Source organism: Hymenobacter sp. HDW8 (assembly GCF_011305775.1).
Lineage (GTDB): Bacteria > Bacteroidota > Bacteroidia > Cytophagales > Hymenobacteraceae > Hymenobacter > Hymenobacter radiodurans.
Genome location: NZ_CP049907.1, coordinates 278,600 through 292,140, shown reverse-complemented (window position 1 = coordinate 292,140; position 13,541 = coordinate 278,600). Strand labels below are relative to the sequence as shown.

Below are 13,541 nucleotides of genomic sequence, written 5' to 3'. Positions count from 1 at the left end.
TAACCTTTGATAATGGAACAAGCAACATTTGGCGCCGGCTGCTTCTGGTGCGTAGAGGCCGTTTTTCAGAATCTGGAAGGCGTGGAGAAAGTCGTGTCGGGCTACACCGGCGGCCGCATCGCCAACCCTACTTACAAAGAAGTTTGCAGCGGCCTGACGGGGCATAACGAAGTGACGCAAATCACCTTCGACCCACAGAAAATCACCTTTGAGGAGCTGCTTGAAGTGTTTTGGAAAACCCACGATCCAACGACCCTCAATCGCCAGGGCAACGATGTAGGCGACCAGTACCGCTCCGGCATTTACTACCACAACGAGGAGCAGAAGCGCTTGGCCGAGGAGTACAAGCAGAAACTCAACGATGCGGGCGCTTTCCCCAAGCCCATCGTGACGGAGATTCTGCCCTTAGGCACGTTTTATCGCGCCGAAGACTATCATCAGAATTACTTCAACCTGAACGGCAGCCAGCCTTACTGCCAGTTTGTGGTAAAGCCTAAAGTGGATAAGGTGAAAGCGGTATTTGGCGAGAAGCTTAAAAAAGCGACTGCCTAAGTCACACACTTATCTAATATAATTCACAAGTTAAAAAAGCCCCCCAGATACGTTTGGGGGCTTTTTTGGATAAATATTGTACCATCCCAGCTTTTTGAGGGCTGGCTGTTACTTTCAGTGCGAAGACGTTCGTTCTTTGCTGCTTTCCCTTGACCTCACCTATATTCTCCTTATGGCTGCCCACGACTCTACCCTCCTAGCCTTGCTGGCCCAAAAGTGTCCGCGCTGTCATCGTGGCGACCTTTTTACGCACTCGGCATTCAACCTGAGTAAATTTTCGGATATGCCCGCCAGCTGCCCCGTTTGCGGACTACAGTACGAGCCCGAAACCGGCTTTTACTGGGGTGCCATGTACATCAGCTATGCCTTTTCAACCGGCATTGTAATTATGGTTGGGGTGCTACTCTACAACTTTTTTGGCGACCCGGATACGTGGGTGTATATCGTAACGGTGTCCATTGCGGTGCTGGTGTTTACGCCCGTATTGCTGCGCTATTCGCGCGCCGTAATGCTGTACTTTTTCGGCGGCACCGGCTACGATCCGGCCGCCGCTAAGCGCACGTTTCCTCATTCAAACGACTAAGAGCAGCAGCTACTTACCTCGTATTTACAGTAGCGGTATAGTTGGTGCCGGTGGTTGGTTGAGCCTCATCAGAAAGAGATCTGCGCTTAGTACTTCGCAAGGCTTTATAAAATTCAAACCAGCCCGTACTCATAACGGCCACGGCGGCGCATAGTAACAGTTGGAGCCAGGTAAGCGATTGGAGCTCAAAAAGCTGTTGGAGAGAAGGCACAGTAAGGCAAAGTACGAGCAAAGTCAGGGTGAGGGCCAGCATAGCAGGCAGCAGCGGATTGTGGTAATAGAGCGTACGGCGCAGCGTGTGGTGGCGTGAGCGGCTGACGAGCGTAAGCAGCACGTTGGCCAGCACCAGAGTCGTGAAAGTAACGGTGCGGGTGAGTGTCTCCGAATACCCTAGCCGCTGGGCATAAAATGCCAGCCCCAGCACGCCAGCCGCAATCACAAGTCCCTGCACAAGGCTGCTACCAAGCTCTTGGAGTTGCAAAAAAGTGGTAGTCACGGGGCGGGGCGGGCGTTGCATCGTATCAGCCTCCATGGGCTCATTCTCGAAGATAATGGAGCAGGTTGGCCCCATAATAAGCTCCAGGAATATGACGTGCACCGGCCCCAGCAGCACCGGATACTGCCAGGCCAGCAACGACGGCACCAGCACGGTGAGAATCAGCGGAATATGGATGGCGATGATATACTGCACCGCCTTTTTGAGATTATCATAAATCCGGCGACCGTAGCTGATGGCCGTAACCATCCCTGCCAGATCATCATCCAGCAACACTAGGTTGGCTGCTTGCCGGGCCAGCTCCGTGCCCCGGTGGCCCATAGCTACCCCAATGTGGGCCGCCTTAAGCGCTGGCCCGTCGTTCACTCCGTCGCCGGTCATGGCCACCACCTGGCCATTGGCTTTTAAGGCTTCAATCACGCGCAGCTTGGCTTCCGGAAACATGCGGGCATACAAATCGACGGTGCTTACTCGCTGCTCCAGCGCCGTAGGGTCCAGCGCCATTACTTCAGTTCCGGTTAACACTTGTTCCTTGTGCCGCAGTCCGACCTGTTGGGCGATGGCTGCGGCCGTCAGCGCATTATCACCGGTAATCATTTTCACCTGTAGGCCTGCCTCGTATAGCTGCCCGAGCACGGCCGCCGCCGTGGGCTTGGGTGGATCGGTGAAGGCAACTAGCCCTTTGAACTCCCACGCGAGGTCTGCCTGTGAGGCCGGATATACCTCCGGGATAGTTGTGCAGCGAGCCACGCCCAGCACCCGCAGACCAGCTGTGGCTAGCTGCATAAGCGTAGCCAACGCCTGAGCCTTCTCGGTTTCGGGTAGCCGGCAGCGGGCAATAATGCCTTCTGGAGCACCCTTGCAGGCGACAATGAGGCGGCCATCATGATGAGCAACTATGTGCGTCATCATGGGGGGCTTTTCTCCGAGCGGGTACTCGTGCACCATACGGTAAGCCGGGCGCTCGTCGAGCACAGCCGTTTGGGCATAGGCCCGATGCAAGGCCTGCTCCATCGGATCGAAGGGCGTAGGCTCGCTGGCCCACATGGCCGTGGCCAGTAAGTCGGCTAGAGGGGCAGGAATTTCTTTATTTTCCTCAAAAGCAATGGAGCCAAGCTGACCGGGATAATATACCTGACTCAGCGCCATCCGATTCAGAGTGAGCGTGCCGGTTTTATCCACGCAGATAACGGTGGCCGAACCCAGCGTTTCTACCGTTTGCGGCTGCTTGGTCAGCAGCCGCTGCTTCATCAGTCGCCACGCGCCCAAGGCCATAAACGACGACAGCGCAACCGGAATTTCCTCCGGCAAAACGGCCATGGCAATCGTCAGCCCATGTAACAGGCCGTGGGCCAGACTCCCCGACTCCCACCAGTTATAGGCCCACACGACCACAAAAGCCCCCCGCCCACCATTGCCATGCGGCGCACAAACGAGCTTACCTGCTGCTGAAGTGGCGTGGGTGGCGTCTTCACCTGCGAGATTAGCCCCCCAATGTGGCCCAGTCGCGTATGGCTCCCCACGGCTGTCACCCGCACAACGCCCGTACCACCCACCACCGAAGAGCCAGCAAACAGTTGCTGCTCTCCATCTGCCGCTTTGCTCACCGACAACGACTCGCCCGTCAAAAATGACTCATCGGCCTCCAAGTCGTGGGCTTCCAGCAGTACGCCATCAGCCCCCACCTGCTCCCCTTCCGCCACCAGCAGGATATCGTCTACCACTAAGTCGGCAGCCGGGAGCGCGACATCCTGACCAGCCCGACGCACGCGAGCTAGCGGCTGCGCCAGCTGTTGCAATGCAAGCAGCGCTCGGTCGCTTCGCGCCTCCTGATACAGCGAGATGCCCGCAACAAGCGCGGTGGCAGCCAGCAGAACATAGGCTTCGGAATAGCTACCAATAAGGAGATAAATGCCGGCCGTCACGACCAGCAGCATGAACATAGGTTCCGTTGCGATACCGCGCACAATAGCCCAAAACCGGTGGCGAGTTGCGGGTGCCAGTACGTTTTTTCCGAAACGCTGCCTCTGGTGAAGTACCTCCTCAGGACTCAATCCGTAGGGTATTCCTTCGGGCCGGGCAGGCTCCGTAGCAGAAGCGGTATGAAGCGTAGCCAGCATAAGCAAATTCGTAAGAATCGGCTGCTTACTCCGACGAGCAAGCGGCACGAAAGAAAATTACCGCTTCCTGCTCCTGCTGGCTCTGATTTAAATCATGGGTTTCTTTGATAGAAAGCACAAAAGCCCCCCAGAGCTATTCTGGGGGCTCCTGTGCTTTCCTCTCTTCGGAAGTCAGCTGACACTTATTAAGCTAAACGGCTACGTTGTGCTCGCGCAAAGCGTCATTCAGCGAAGTTTTCAAATCGGTGCTAGGCTTGCGCTGACCGATGATCAGGGCGCAGGGCACGTGGAACTCGCCGGCCGGAAACTGCTTGGCATACGAGCCCGGGATAACTACCGAGCGCGCCGGCACGTGGCCACGATACTCCTTCGGCTCAGAGCCCGTTACATCGATGATTTTGGTGCTGCCCGTGATGGTAACACCCGCGCCAATGACGGCTTCTTTCCCAATGTGGCAGCCTTCTACTAGGATGCTCCGTGAACCAATGAAAGCACCATCTTCAATGATGACCGGCGCAGCCTGCACGGGTTCCAAAACGCCCCCCAGGCCTACACCACCGCTCAAATGCACGTGCGCGCCTACCTGCGCACACGAGCCCACCGTCGCCCACGTATCGACCATGGTGCCCTCGCCTACCCAAGCGCCGATGTTCACATAGCTGGGCATCAGGATAACGCCGGGGGCCAAAAAGCTGCCGTAGCGGGCCGTAGCGGGCGGCACTACGCGCACGCCTTGCGCTTCGTAGCCGGTTTTGAGGCGCATTTTGTCGCGGTACTCGAAGGGCTTCAGTTCCAGCGTTTCCATCTGCTGAATGGGGAAATACAGGATGACGGCTTTCTTCACCCAGTCGTTTACTTGCCACTGGCCGTCAGCGGCGGGCTGGGCCACGCGCAGCCGACCTTTATCAAGATCCTCAATAATAGCGTGAATAGCCTCGATGGTGGCAGCGTCGCGCAGCAGGTCACGGTTGTCCCAGGCGGCTTCGATAGTGGTTTGTAGGTCGGTCATGTAAATTGGAAAGAAGGATTCTAGCCAGCAAAACTACACCATAGAGGTGTTTTGCGAAGCATAATGATCAACAAGAGTTGCCTTACAATTTGCAACGAGTTGGGAAGGCTAGGCTAGGCGAAAAGATGCATGTCGGATGCCGCACAAGCGCCACAGTGACTAGCCCCAGGTCGGCTCATTAGTATTCGGTGCCTATTCATCGCTTGGGGTTGGGCTGCCGGCCCGCATGAATTGCCCGAAAAAGATGCTGTTGAGAAAGAATTTATTGGTACCGTACCAGAACGCCCTGAAATTGGGATTATCAACTAAGGAAATAATTCGGCCAGCGCCCACGTCGGTAATATCGACGGCGGCCGTACTACGCAGCTTTAACTCATTCGCTTTTGATATAAAACCGCTGGCTAACGGCTGGGCCGTGTACATAAGCGGGTTAGCGTACGGGCTCGCCGAGCGTTCCATAAACAGTCTGTTGTCGCGAAACAGGTGCACATCGGGATTCTCATAGCCGTAGCCCAAAGGGTGAGTCAAATCGAGGCGAGCATTAAAAATGGCCCCCGATATTTCCTGGGCGCTAGCAGTGTTGCGCATACCCACGTATGGCTGCTGCGGTAGCAGGGTGGGACTAGGGGCGCTGGGGCGCGTTGAAGCCGAGGGAGCCGGCGCAGCATTCGGCTGATTAGCTGTTGCCGGAGGGGCTGCCGTTTCTGGGGCTAGGGGCGTGGTTGGGTTTCTAGCCGCCTTAAAGCGAGTGGTCGACAGGCCATTGTCAGCCACCCATTTGGCTCCTCCTCCAATGGCTAACAAGGTATTGCCGCGCTGCACCCAAGCCCGCAGCTTATCTCGACTCGCGGGCGTAATACCGCCATAGATGCCATCGGACACGACAATGACTGTGTAGCGGTCTATGTTCACCCGGTCTAATGCTTCGGGAGCTACTAAGCTGGGAGTCATGTCGAAGCGGTTATCCAATAAATGCCACGCCTCGCCTATATCTGTGGGGCTGACGCCCTGACCAGCCAAGAGCATAATCTCAGGCTTTTTCAACGCGATGAAGTTCACGCTGCCCAGCTTCAGACCCTGGGGCGACAAGCCCGTCGTGATGGCTACTACATCGAGCCCATTTTGCACCGCAACGCGCTGCATCAAAGCGTATAATGAATCGGGGGGCAGTGTCTGGGCGGCTACGGGCACCATGATGCTGCCATAGTCCATTTTGGTGTCGCCAATATAAAAGGGCTCCGTGGCGACCTTTACACTTACTTTTCGGGCCAATAGTGTATTCAGCGCTCGGGGGCATAGTAGCCATGCCAGCTAAAAGCATACGCGTAGGCACTTTTGTCCCCCAGAATCTTCCCTACTGGGAAACTAATGCTGTCCAGACGTTGCCCCAACAGCCCCGCCTTTGGAGCTTTCGTCACCGCCGCGGTGTTCAAGCCAAACGCGTAGGGCAAGGTCCAGGCAGAGATGTCGTAAAAGATGCTATCCTGAAACTTCGTGCGCGTCTCGAACATGGCTTGTATGAGTCGAAACTGCGGCTGGTCGGTGGGCACGACGTAGGCATTGGCGGGGCTAAACGTACGCCCCCCGACCGTGAGCTCGCTTTTGGGGCGATACACCGCAATTTGATGCTGCCGGATTATCCGGGCCAACTCATAGCTGCGAGCAGGGTCACGGTCGGTGCCAAATACGTAAGCTCGGACGCCCTGGTCACGGGCTTCGCCAGCGACTTTTTGGTAGAAGTCGCGCTGGTAAGCGAGCAGGTCTTGCCGCAGGGCCTGCACCGCCTCTATCGAAGACAGCGTAGTAACAACCTGATTGCGAATTGTGAAGGGAAAGCGCAATACTCCGTTGACGGTTTCCTGGGCATGCCCCCGCGAGCTGGCTTGCTCGAACAAAATGCCGACTGCCCCATTCACATCGGGATAAGTAGAGCCCTTGCCATAGTAAAAGTCGTCGTAGTTCTCCTCCGTAAAGTAGAGGGAACCGATTTTGTCTAAAGCTTTGGCGTGGTAATTACCGATGCTCTTGGTTAATTCGAAGTTGCGGTTTGGAGTGAGCGGGTGCTTTCGAGAAGGCACCCCCGGCTGGAAGAAAAACGAAGAGTTGCTGCTCATCTCGTGGTGGTCGGTCAGCAAGTTGGGCTTCCAGGCATGAAACTGCTGCAAGCGACCGCGCGATTCGGGATGCTGCAGGGGCAGCCAGTCGCGGTTTAAATCAAACAAATAGTGGTTGAAACGACCTCCTGGCCATACTTCGTTTTGCTCCACGTTGTAGGGGTCCGTAACGAGATTCTTGCCGCGCCGAGAATTTACCCAACCAGCAAAACGGCTCATACCATCGGGGTTGATGCTAGGATCTACCAGAATCACGGTATTGCGAAGCGTCTCGTCAATGGCTGGACCTTGAGCAGCCGCCAGATAATACACAGCCAGCAGCGAGGCATTGGTGCCACTGGGCTCATTGCCATGCACACTGTATCCCATCCAGAGCACGGCTGGCATCTTACTGATATCGAGTCGGCCCGATACAGCAGGGTCCGTTAGTTGGTGGTGCTCCGCCTTGATTTGCGCAATGTTGCGCTGGTTTTCGGGCGAGGTAATCGTCAGGAGTACTAGCGGCCGGTGCTCGTGGGTGCGGGCGTATTCCGTCAGCGTAACGCGGTCGGAGGCAGCGTCCACGGTCCGCATATACATGAGCAACTGGTCGTGGCTCACGTGCCACTCCCCCACTTCAAAGCCCAGCACCGAAGCCGGCGTGGGGATGGCTGGGTTGTACGTCACCGTCTGGGGCAGGTAATACGCCAGATTGGATTTGGTTTGGGCCAAGACCGGTAGCGTTGCCAGCAAGAGTAGCAGCAAACCGTAACACTTTTTCATAGTTGAGTAGAAAGGAAAGTGAGCGTAAAATCACCAGTGAGTTTGCACGTAGGGCGGGGGGCAAAATTTGCCCCCGCCCTACGTGACTCGTTCATTACTCTTTCCCACGTTCGGGGTATTGCGTTGGAATGGGCACGGCCTTGAAAGTCTGTTTTTTCAAATCTGCCATGATCACCTCCACGGCCTTACCAAGCTGCGGGTCGGCACCGTTTTGAGTCGCGTTGGGAAGTATATCCACTTCAATATCAGGCGCTACGCCTTCGTTTTCAATTTCCCATTTCCCCTCGGGGCTGTAGATGGCAAAGCTGGGCGAAGTTACCGTGCCGCCGTCCATCAGCACGGGGTAGCCCGAAATGCCCACTAAGCCGCCCCAAGTACGCTTGCCCACAATAGTACCGAGCGAGCGGCGCCGAAAAAACGCGGGCAGGGCGTCACCGCCCGAGCCCGCAAACTCGTTCACCAGCATCACTTTAGGCCCATAAATGGACGCGCCGGGCGAGGTAAACGCTTTTCCCTCCCGCGGAGCCCAGTAGCTAAGCAGCGGACGATTGAGCAAGTCAAGAATATAGTCGGCCACAAAGCCCCCGCCATTAAAGCGTTCATCTATAATCACCGCCTCTTTATCTAACTGGCTGAAGTAGTAACGGTTGAAAAACTCGTAACCCTCAGAGCTGGTGTTGGGCAAGTACACATAAGCCACACGCCCGCCCGTCAGCTCGTCTACTTTGCGCCGATTGCCTTCCACCCAGGCAATGCGGCGCAGGGTGGCTTCGCTGGCCACGGGCACCACCGTTACTTCGCGCGCACCGCGTAGCGTAGGCTTATCATTTACCGTGAGGGTAATCTGCTTGCCCACCGTGTTTTCAAAAAAGCTGTACACGTTATCTGTGCCCTTCAGAGGCCGATTGTTGACCGCCAGCAGATAGTCGCCAGCCGCCACACTTACTCCCGGCCCCGTGAGGGGAGCGCGTAGCCCCGGATTGAAGCTTTCGCCGTTAAACACTTTTTTGAAACGGTAGTGGTCATCTACTACTTCGTAGTCGGCCCCGAGCAAACCCACGGGGCTGGCAGTCAGAGCAGGGAGGTCGCCGCCGTTTACGTAGTTGTGGCCGACTACCATTTCGCCCATCATCTCGGCAAACAGGTAGTTGAGGTCGGCGCGGTGTGCTACGTGGGGCAAGAAAACAGCGTACTTCTTCTTAGTCGCGGCCCAGTCCAGACCGTGCATCTTGGGGTCATAAAAATAGTCGCGCTCCAGGCGCCACACTTCATTAAACATCTGCTGCCATTCGTGGCGCGGGTCGATGTACGCATCCAAGGCAGTGAGCGTGAGTTTGCCATCTCCAGCCGCGGGCTTGCCAGCCGCTTCCACAATGCCATAGCTATCCTTGGGCCCCAGGTAGAGGATCTTTTTGCCGTCGGCGCTCAGGGCGTAGCCTTTCAGGTCGCTAAGATACACCTCATCTTTGCGGTCCTTCAAATCGAAGCGGTGTAGGCGCTGGGTTGGCTCCGGAGCAGTAGTCGAGGGCCCAGCGGCGGCGCTGGGGGCATTTCTTCCAGATAAAAGAGTTTGTCGGCGTCGGCAACCTGCACGTTGCTCAGTTCGCCTACTGCCGAGCCGGGCACCACCAGCACACGCTGGCTCAGCCCCGCCGTGTCGATTACAACCTTCACAGCATCAGGCTTCTTGCCGCGCAAATCCTTCACGGCTACTTTTGGGGCGGCGCGGTTGCCGGTGGGCTTTCCCACTGCTACCGAGTCGGGTTTGTTCATCGCCTCCTTTTCTTCGTCGCTCTGGGGGGCAAAAGGCGAGTCGTCTTTCTTATTGAGCACGGCCACGTACAAGGTGCGCTTGCTGACGCGGTCGTAAGAGCTCATATCGAGCCAGGTGGTGCGCAAGCCTACATCGGTGCTAGCCGTGAAGAAGAGGTATTTGCCGTTCCGGCTAAACGCGGGCGAGGTAGCATCGCTGCGGCCGTCACTAATGGGGAAGCGCCGACCCGTGGGCAGGTGGTACACATACACAGTCCGCAAGTGGTTCGGCATCTGGACAGAGTACGCTAGCCACTGCGCATCCGGCGACCAGGCTGGTGCCATCACCGACTCGTCCAGCAGTGGACCATACGCATCGGCGGCCACCCGCACCGGCTTTTTCTTATCTAAGTCTAAATACCATAAGTTCAGCTTTTTGTCGGTATAAGCAATCTTCTTGCTGTCGGGCGACCAAAGCGGATGATAGTAGAACGAAGGCGGACCCAGCGAGTAGGACTGCGCCGGCTTGATGCCGCGCTGATCATGCACCTGCAACTCGTACTCGCCCGAAGCATCCGACACATAAGCAATCTGCGTCCCGTCCGGCGACCAAGCGGGGTAGCGCTCGTGCGCACCATCCGAGTGGGTCAGGTTACGACTTTCTCCTTTCTTGGCGGGCACCGTAAAAATGTCGCCGCGCGCCTCTACCACGGCCCGCATACCGGTAGGAGAAATGGCGGCCGAGCGCACCATCGATGCCACGTTGCGGTATTGAGGCCGCAAGGCTAATACCTCGGGTGAAATACTGATTTTGATACTTTTAGCTTCGCCCGAAGCGGTATTGAGCAGGTACAATCGGCCGGCCTGCTCATACACGAGCTCTGAGCCATAGCCACCCAGCGACTTCACATCATAATCGGTGTGGCGGGTAAGCTGCTCTACTTTTTTCGCGGCCACATCATACACAAATACGTTGTTGGTGTGCTGCCGGTCACTGAGAAAGTAAACTTTGCCCCCCAGCCAGAGCGGACTGGTATCGGTGGCATTTTCGTGTGGCACTTCCTCCGTGGCCAGCGTTTTCAGGTCCGTGAGCCAGATAGGACCCGTGCGGCCGCCCCGGTAGTGCTTCCAGGTAGCGGTTGCATCCATAATATGGGTATAGGCCAACCGTTGGCCATCAGCCGAATAGCTGCCCTTTTCGCCCATGAGCAACGGCAAGCGAGTAGGCAATCCACCTGCCACCGGCACCGTAAACAGCTGTAATGGCCGTGCATAGGCCTCCTGCGAGCTGCTGAACAAGATATTCTTACCATCGGGCGTCCAGTCGCGCACCACTTCGGCCGAAGGGTGCCAGGTAAGCCGCCGAGGCTGCCCCCCATTGATCGCCACTACATAGATATCAGAGTTGCGGTCATAGTCGCCGGTGTAGGCAATCCACTGGCCGTCGGGCGAGAAGCGCGGACTAGTTTCCACGCCCGGTCCCACCGTTAGCCGCTGCGGGTTGCTCCCATCGCGGTTCGCCGTCCAGATATCACCGGCGTAACTGAAGGCTAGCTTATCACGACTTAGCGCAGGTTCGCGCAACAATAGCGTTTCGGCCGGGGAAGTTTGAGCCTGCGCAGCACCGCTGAGCAGCACTGCTACAGACAACAGTTTGTAGGGTTTTGGCATAGAGTAGTGTTCAGGAACTTGGCGAGGTGAGAAACTATATCAGAGCCTTTAATATAGCAGGTTGGCAGATGTATCAGTAGTGAAAATAGCAGCTGCAGGCCCTGCACACTTAGTTCTGGGCACAAGCTAAATGGGCAGGGTGATAATTAATGTTGTGCCGTGGCCTTCTTGGCTGTCGACGCTGAGCGTACCACCATGACCCTGGGCAATAATGTCATAGGAGAGCGAAAGCCCCAAGCCCGTGCCCTCCCCCGTAGGTTTAGTAGTGAAAAAGGGCTGGAAGATTTTGGCCTGCACATTCTCGGGCATACCGGAGCCGTTGTCTTCTACCCAAATTTCCACATGTTTCCCCACGTGCTTTATACTCACCCGGATCGTCGGCGTAAAGTCTTGCTTGCCCTCCTGCTGCCTCGCATGTAGAGCGTAGAAGGCATTACTGTAAAGGTTCAGGAGCACGCGCCCAAAGTCGGCGGCTACAAGGTTTACCAGTGGTAGCTGGGGGGCAAAATCAGTGATTAGTTCGGCCTCAAACAACGGTGTTTTCGTGCGCTGCCCCTGATAGGCCAAGCGCAGGTACTCTTCGCACAAAGAATTGACGTTGGTTGGGGTTCGCTCGCCGGTGCTGGGACGGGCGTGCTCGAGCATGCCGCGGATAATGCTCGAGGCGCGCCGCCCGTGCTGGCGAATTTTGGTCAGATTCTCGGTTACGTCGCCGGCCAGAGCACTCACCTCCTCTCCATCTCCCGCCTTTTGAGCTTCTTGCAGCTCCAGCATCAACTCCACGCTCACGTCCGAGAAGTTGGTGACGAAGTTCAACGGGTTCTGAATCTCATGGGCGATACCGGCTGTCAACTCTCCCAAACTGGCCATCTTTTCTTTCTGAATTAACTGGGCCTGGGTCGTGCGCAGCTCTGTCAAGGAGGTGTCGAGCTGGTCGCGTTGGCTTTGCAAATCCTGCTTCTGCTCGGTGACCAGCCGCTTGAGCCGCTCGGAGCGACGGAAGGCGTAGTAGAGTACTCCGGCTAAGCCTACCAGCAACGCGGCGCCACCCAGCACGGCCCACAACACCTGGCGCTGACGTCGTGCCCGGGCCGCGTCCTGTTGTTGGGCTTGGCGCAGGCGGGTGATGCGCGCCTGTTGGGCGCGGTCGGCCCGCTCAAACTCGTACTGAGCTACGCGAAAGGCTCCGGCCTTGGCCTCGAGCGAATCTGTTAAGGCCAGCGCGGCCTGGGCGTAGCGGCCAGCCGGCGCGGCCTGCCCTTGCCGGGCGTAGAAGTCAGCCAGCCCGCGCAGATAAGCCAGCTGCAAGGGTACGCGCTTAACCTGCCGGGCTTTCCGATAGGCCGTGCGCCAGTAGGTTTCGGCCCGCGCCGGCTCGCCCCGAATGGCATAGTAGCGCGCCCAACTGGCATCCAGCTCTAGGTTGCCGCCTACGGTGTTGTAGAGGGCCAACTGGAGCGAATCGGCCAGCTGCTGCGACCGCGCTAGTAGCGGCCGGGCTTCACCCAGACGGCCAAGGTCGAGCAATAGCGCACCTTTAAGCGCCAAGGAGTGGGCGTAATCCGCTGGCCGGCTGGCGGCGTAGCTGCGAGTCGTGTCGGTGGGGGTGCCTATTAGAGCCAGGCTGGCATAGCGCAGGGCGGCGGGGTATTTGTGCAACTGGCGGTAGGCCTGGGCCATGCCGCGGTAGGTGTAGTTTGCCCTGTCGTACCCGTTGCGCCGGGGCACGGCCGCGCTCACGGCCAGAGACTGACGCAAGAAGTGCAGGGCCTTAGTTGGGTTGCCCCAGTCCGCGTATGTGCTGCCCGCAACTTTTAGCTCGTTTGCCTGCTGATAGCGGCTGAAGGTGCCAGCCAAGTCGGCGCCGCGCAGCAGGTAGCTGATGCTTTGGTTATAATCTCCCTGGCGCACATAATGCCCCCCCAGGATACGATAGCACATGTACAGGTTCTCCCGCGCGCCACGCCGTTGGTAGAACGCCGCCTGGGCTTGAACGAAGGCTAACAACGCCTCCGGTGGCTGGAGTGTCCTCATCAGCTGAGTTATCCCAAATAGCACTCCAGGCACGGGCCGTCCCACCTGGTCAAACGCAGCGAGGGTTACCCGGGCCGAGTCGAGTTGTTGGGCCGGCGGTGCTTTGGACTCGGATAAGGTTAACCAAGCATAGGACAGCCGATAAGCACCGGCATCGGGGCGCTGGAGCCGGCGCGTGAGCTGCACCAATTCCTGACTTAGCTGCATGTACTCGGCCGAGGTAGAGTTTCCTAGGTCGTACAGGTGCATCAAGATACGCAAGCGAGCCGTGTCGGCGTGTTGGGTGGCGAGCACCTGCCGTAGAGAATCGGCGTTAGCTTCCCAGTAGCGGCGCGAAAAGGTTTGGGCCGCTAGCGGACCGCTGGATAGGAGTAGAAACGTTAGCAGCAGGCTCAAAAGCCCAACGGCCTGTTTCAGCAGAGGTAGCGGAGAAGTTGACATAGATACT

The 13,541-nt window shown here is 57.3% G+C and carries 10 protein-coding genes; 2 read left to right on the top strand and 8 right to left on the bottom strand.

Annotated features, from left to right (window positions below; genetic code table 11):
- Positions 1 to 12 precede the first annotated feature (12 nt).
- Together msrA and G7064_RS01265 are read left to right on the top strand one after the other, a co-directional pair.
- A complete protein-coding gene (gene msrA / locus G7064_RS01270) occupies positions 13 to 552 on the top strand; it encodes a peptide-methionine (S)-S-oxide reductase MsrA (protein ID WP_166072126.1) in 540 nt (179 codons plus the stop codon).
- 136 nt (positions 553 to 688) lie between these two features.
- A complete protein-coding gene (locus tag G7064_RS01265; protein WP_240935651.1) occupies positions 689 to 1,135 on the top strand; it encodes a DUF983 domain-containing protein in 447 nt (148 codons plus the stop codon).
- 13 nt (positions 1,136 to 1,148) lie between these two features.
- Here G7064_RS01265 and G7064_RS01260 read toward each other — a convergent pair whose 3' ends face one another.
- The 8 genes from G7064_RS01260 to G7064_RS01235 all read right to left on the bottom strand — a co-directional run bounded on the left by G7064_RS01260 (position 1,149) and on the right by G7064_RS01235 (position 13,534).
- On the bottom strand, positions 1,149 to 2,951 hold the full coding sequence (locus G7064_RS01260) for a cation-translocating P-type ATPase (RefSeq protein ID WP_240935650.1): 1,803 nt from the start codon (positions 2,949 to 2,951) through the stop codon (positions 1,149 to 1,151).
- 8 nt (positions 2,952 to 2,959) lie between these two features.
- Complete coding sequence (locus G7064_RS22070; protein ID WP_240935649.1) at positions 2,960 to 3,751, bottom strand: cation-transporting P-type ATPase; 792 nt, start codon at positions 3,749 to 3,751, stop codon at positions 2,960 to 2,962.
- A 190-nt stretch (positions 3,752 to 3,941) separates the two neighbouring features.
- Positions 3,942 to 4,760 carry a 2,3,4,5-tetrahydropyridine-2,6-dicarboxylate N-succinyltransferase gene (locus tag G7064_RS01255; RefSeq protein ID WP_166072125.1) on the bottom strand — a complete coding sequence of 273 codons (819 nt, stop codon included), beginning with the start codon at positions 4,758 to 4,760 and terminating at the stop codon, positions 3,942 to 3,944.
- Between the two features lie 192 nt (positions 4,761 to 4,952).
- The gene (locus tag G7064_RS22065) at positions 4,953 to 6,032 is read right to left on the bottom strand and encodes a hypothetical protein (protein WP_240935647.1); all 1,080 of its coding nucleotides are present in this window, start codon (positions 6,030 to 6,032) and stop codon (positions 4,953 to 4,955) included.
- Between the two features lie 8 nt (positions 6,033 to 6,040).
- The gene (locus tag G7064_RS22060) at positions 6,041 to 7,636 is read right to left on the bottom strand and encodes a M14 family metallopeptidase (protein WP_240935645.1); all 1,596 of its coding nucleotides are present in this window, start codon (positions 7,634 to 7,636) and stop codon (positions 6,041 to 6,043) included.
- Between the two features lie 94 nt (positions 7,637 to 7,730).
- Positions 7,731 to 9,116 (bottom strand): PDZ domain-containing protein, encoded by a 1,386-nt coding sequence (locus G7064_RS01245; RefSeq protein WP_166072124.1) that lies wholly within the window; start codon positions 9,114 to 9,116, stop codon positions 7,731 to 7,733.
- The gene (locus G7064_RS01240; RefSeq protein WP_166072123.1) at positions 9,113 to 11,059 is read right to left on the bottom strand and encodes a PD40 domain-containing protein; all 1,947 of its coding nucleotides are present in this window, start codon (positions 11,057 to 11,059) and stop codon (positions 9,113 to 9,115) included. Before G7064_RS01240 ends, G7064_RS01245 begins: the two co-directional genes overlap by 4 nt.
- A gap of 126 nt (positions 11,060 to 11,185) precedes the next feature.
- Positions 11,186 to 13,534 carry an ATP-binding protein gene (locus G7064_RS01235; RefSeq protein ID WP_240935644.1) on the bottom strand — a complete coding sequence of 783 codons (2,349 nt, stop codon included), beginning with the start codon at positions 13,532 to 13,534 and terminating at the stop codon, positions 11,186 to 11,188.
- Positions 13,535 to 13,541 lie beyond the last annotated feature (7 nt).

Excerpts from the sequence above, each read along its gene's own strand:
- G7064_RS01255 (WP_166072125.1), bottom strand. The coding sequence starts at position 4,760 with ATGACCGACCTACAAACCACTATCGAAGCCGCCTGGGACAACCGTGAC.
- G7064_RS01240 (WP_166072123.1), bottom strand. The coding sequence starts at position 11,059 with ATGCCAAAACCCTACAAACTGTTGTCTGTAGCAGTGCTGCTCAGCGGT.
- G7064_RS01235 (WP_240935644.1), bottom strand. The coding sequence starts at position 13,534 with ATGTCAACTTCTCCGCTACCTCTGCTGAAACAGGCCGTTGGGCTTTTG.
- G7064_RS01260 (WP_240935650.1), bottom strand. The coding sequence starts at position 2,951 with ATGGCCGTTTTGCCGGAGGAAATTCCGGTTGCGCTGTCGTCGTTTATG.
- G7064_RS22070 (WP_240935649.1), bottom strand. The coding sequence starts at position 3,751 with ATGCTGGCTACGCTTCATACCGCTTCTGCTACGGAGCCTGCCCGGCCC.
- G7064_RS22060 (WP_240935645.1), bottom strand. The coding sequence starts at position 7,636 with ATGAAAAAGTGTTACGGTTTGCTGCTACTCTTGCTGGCAACGCTACCG.
- msrA (WP_166072126.1), top strand. The coding sequence starts at position 13 with ATGGAACAAGCAACATTTGGCGCCGGCTGCTTCTGGTGCGTAGAGGCC.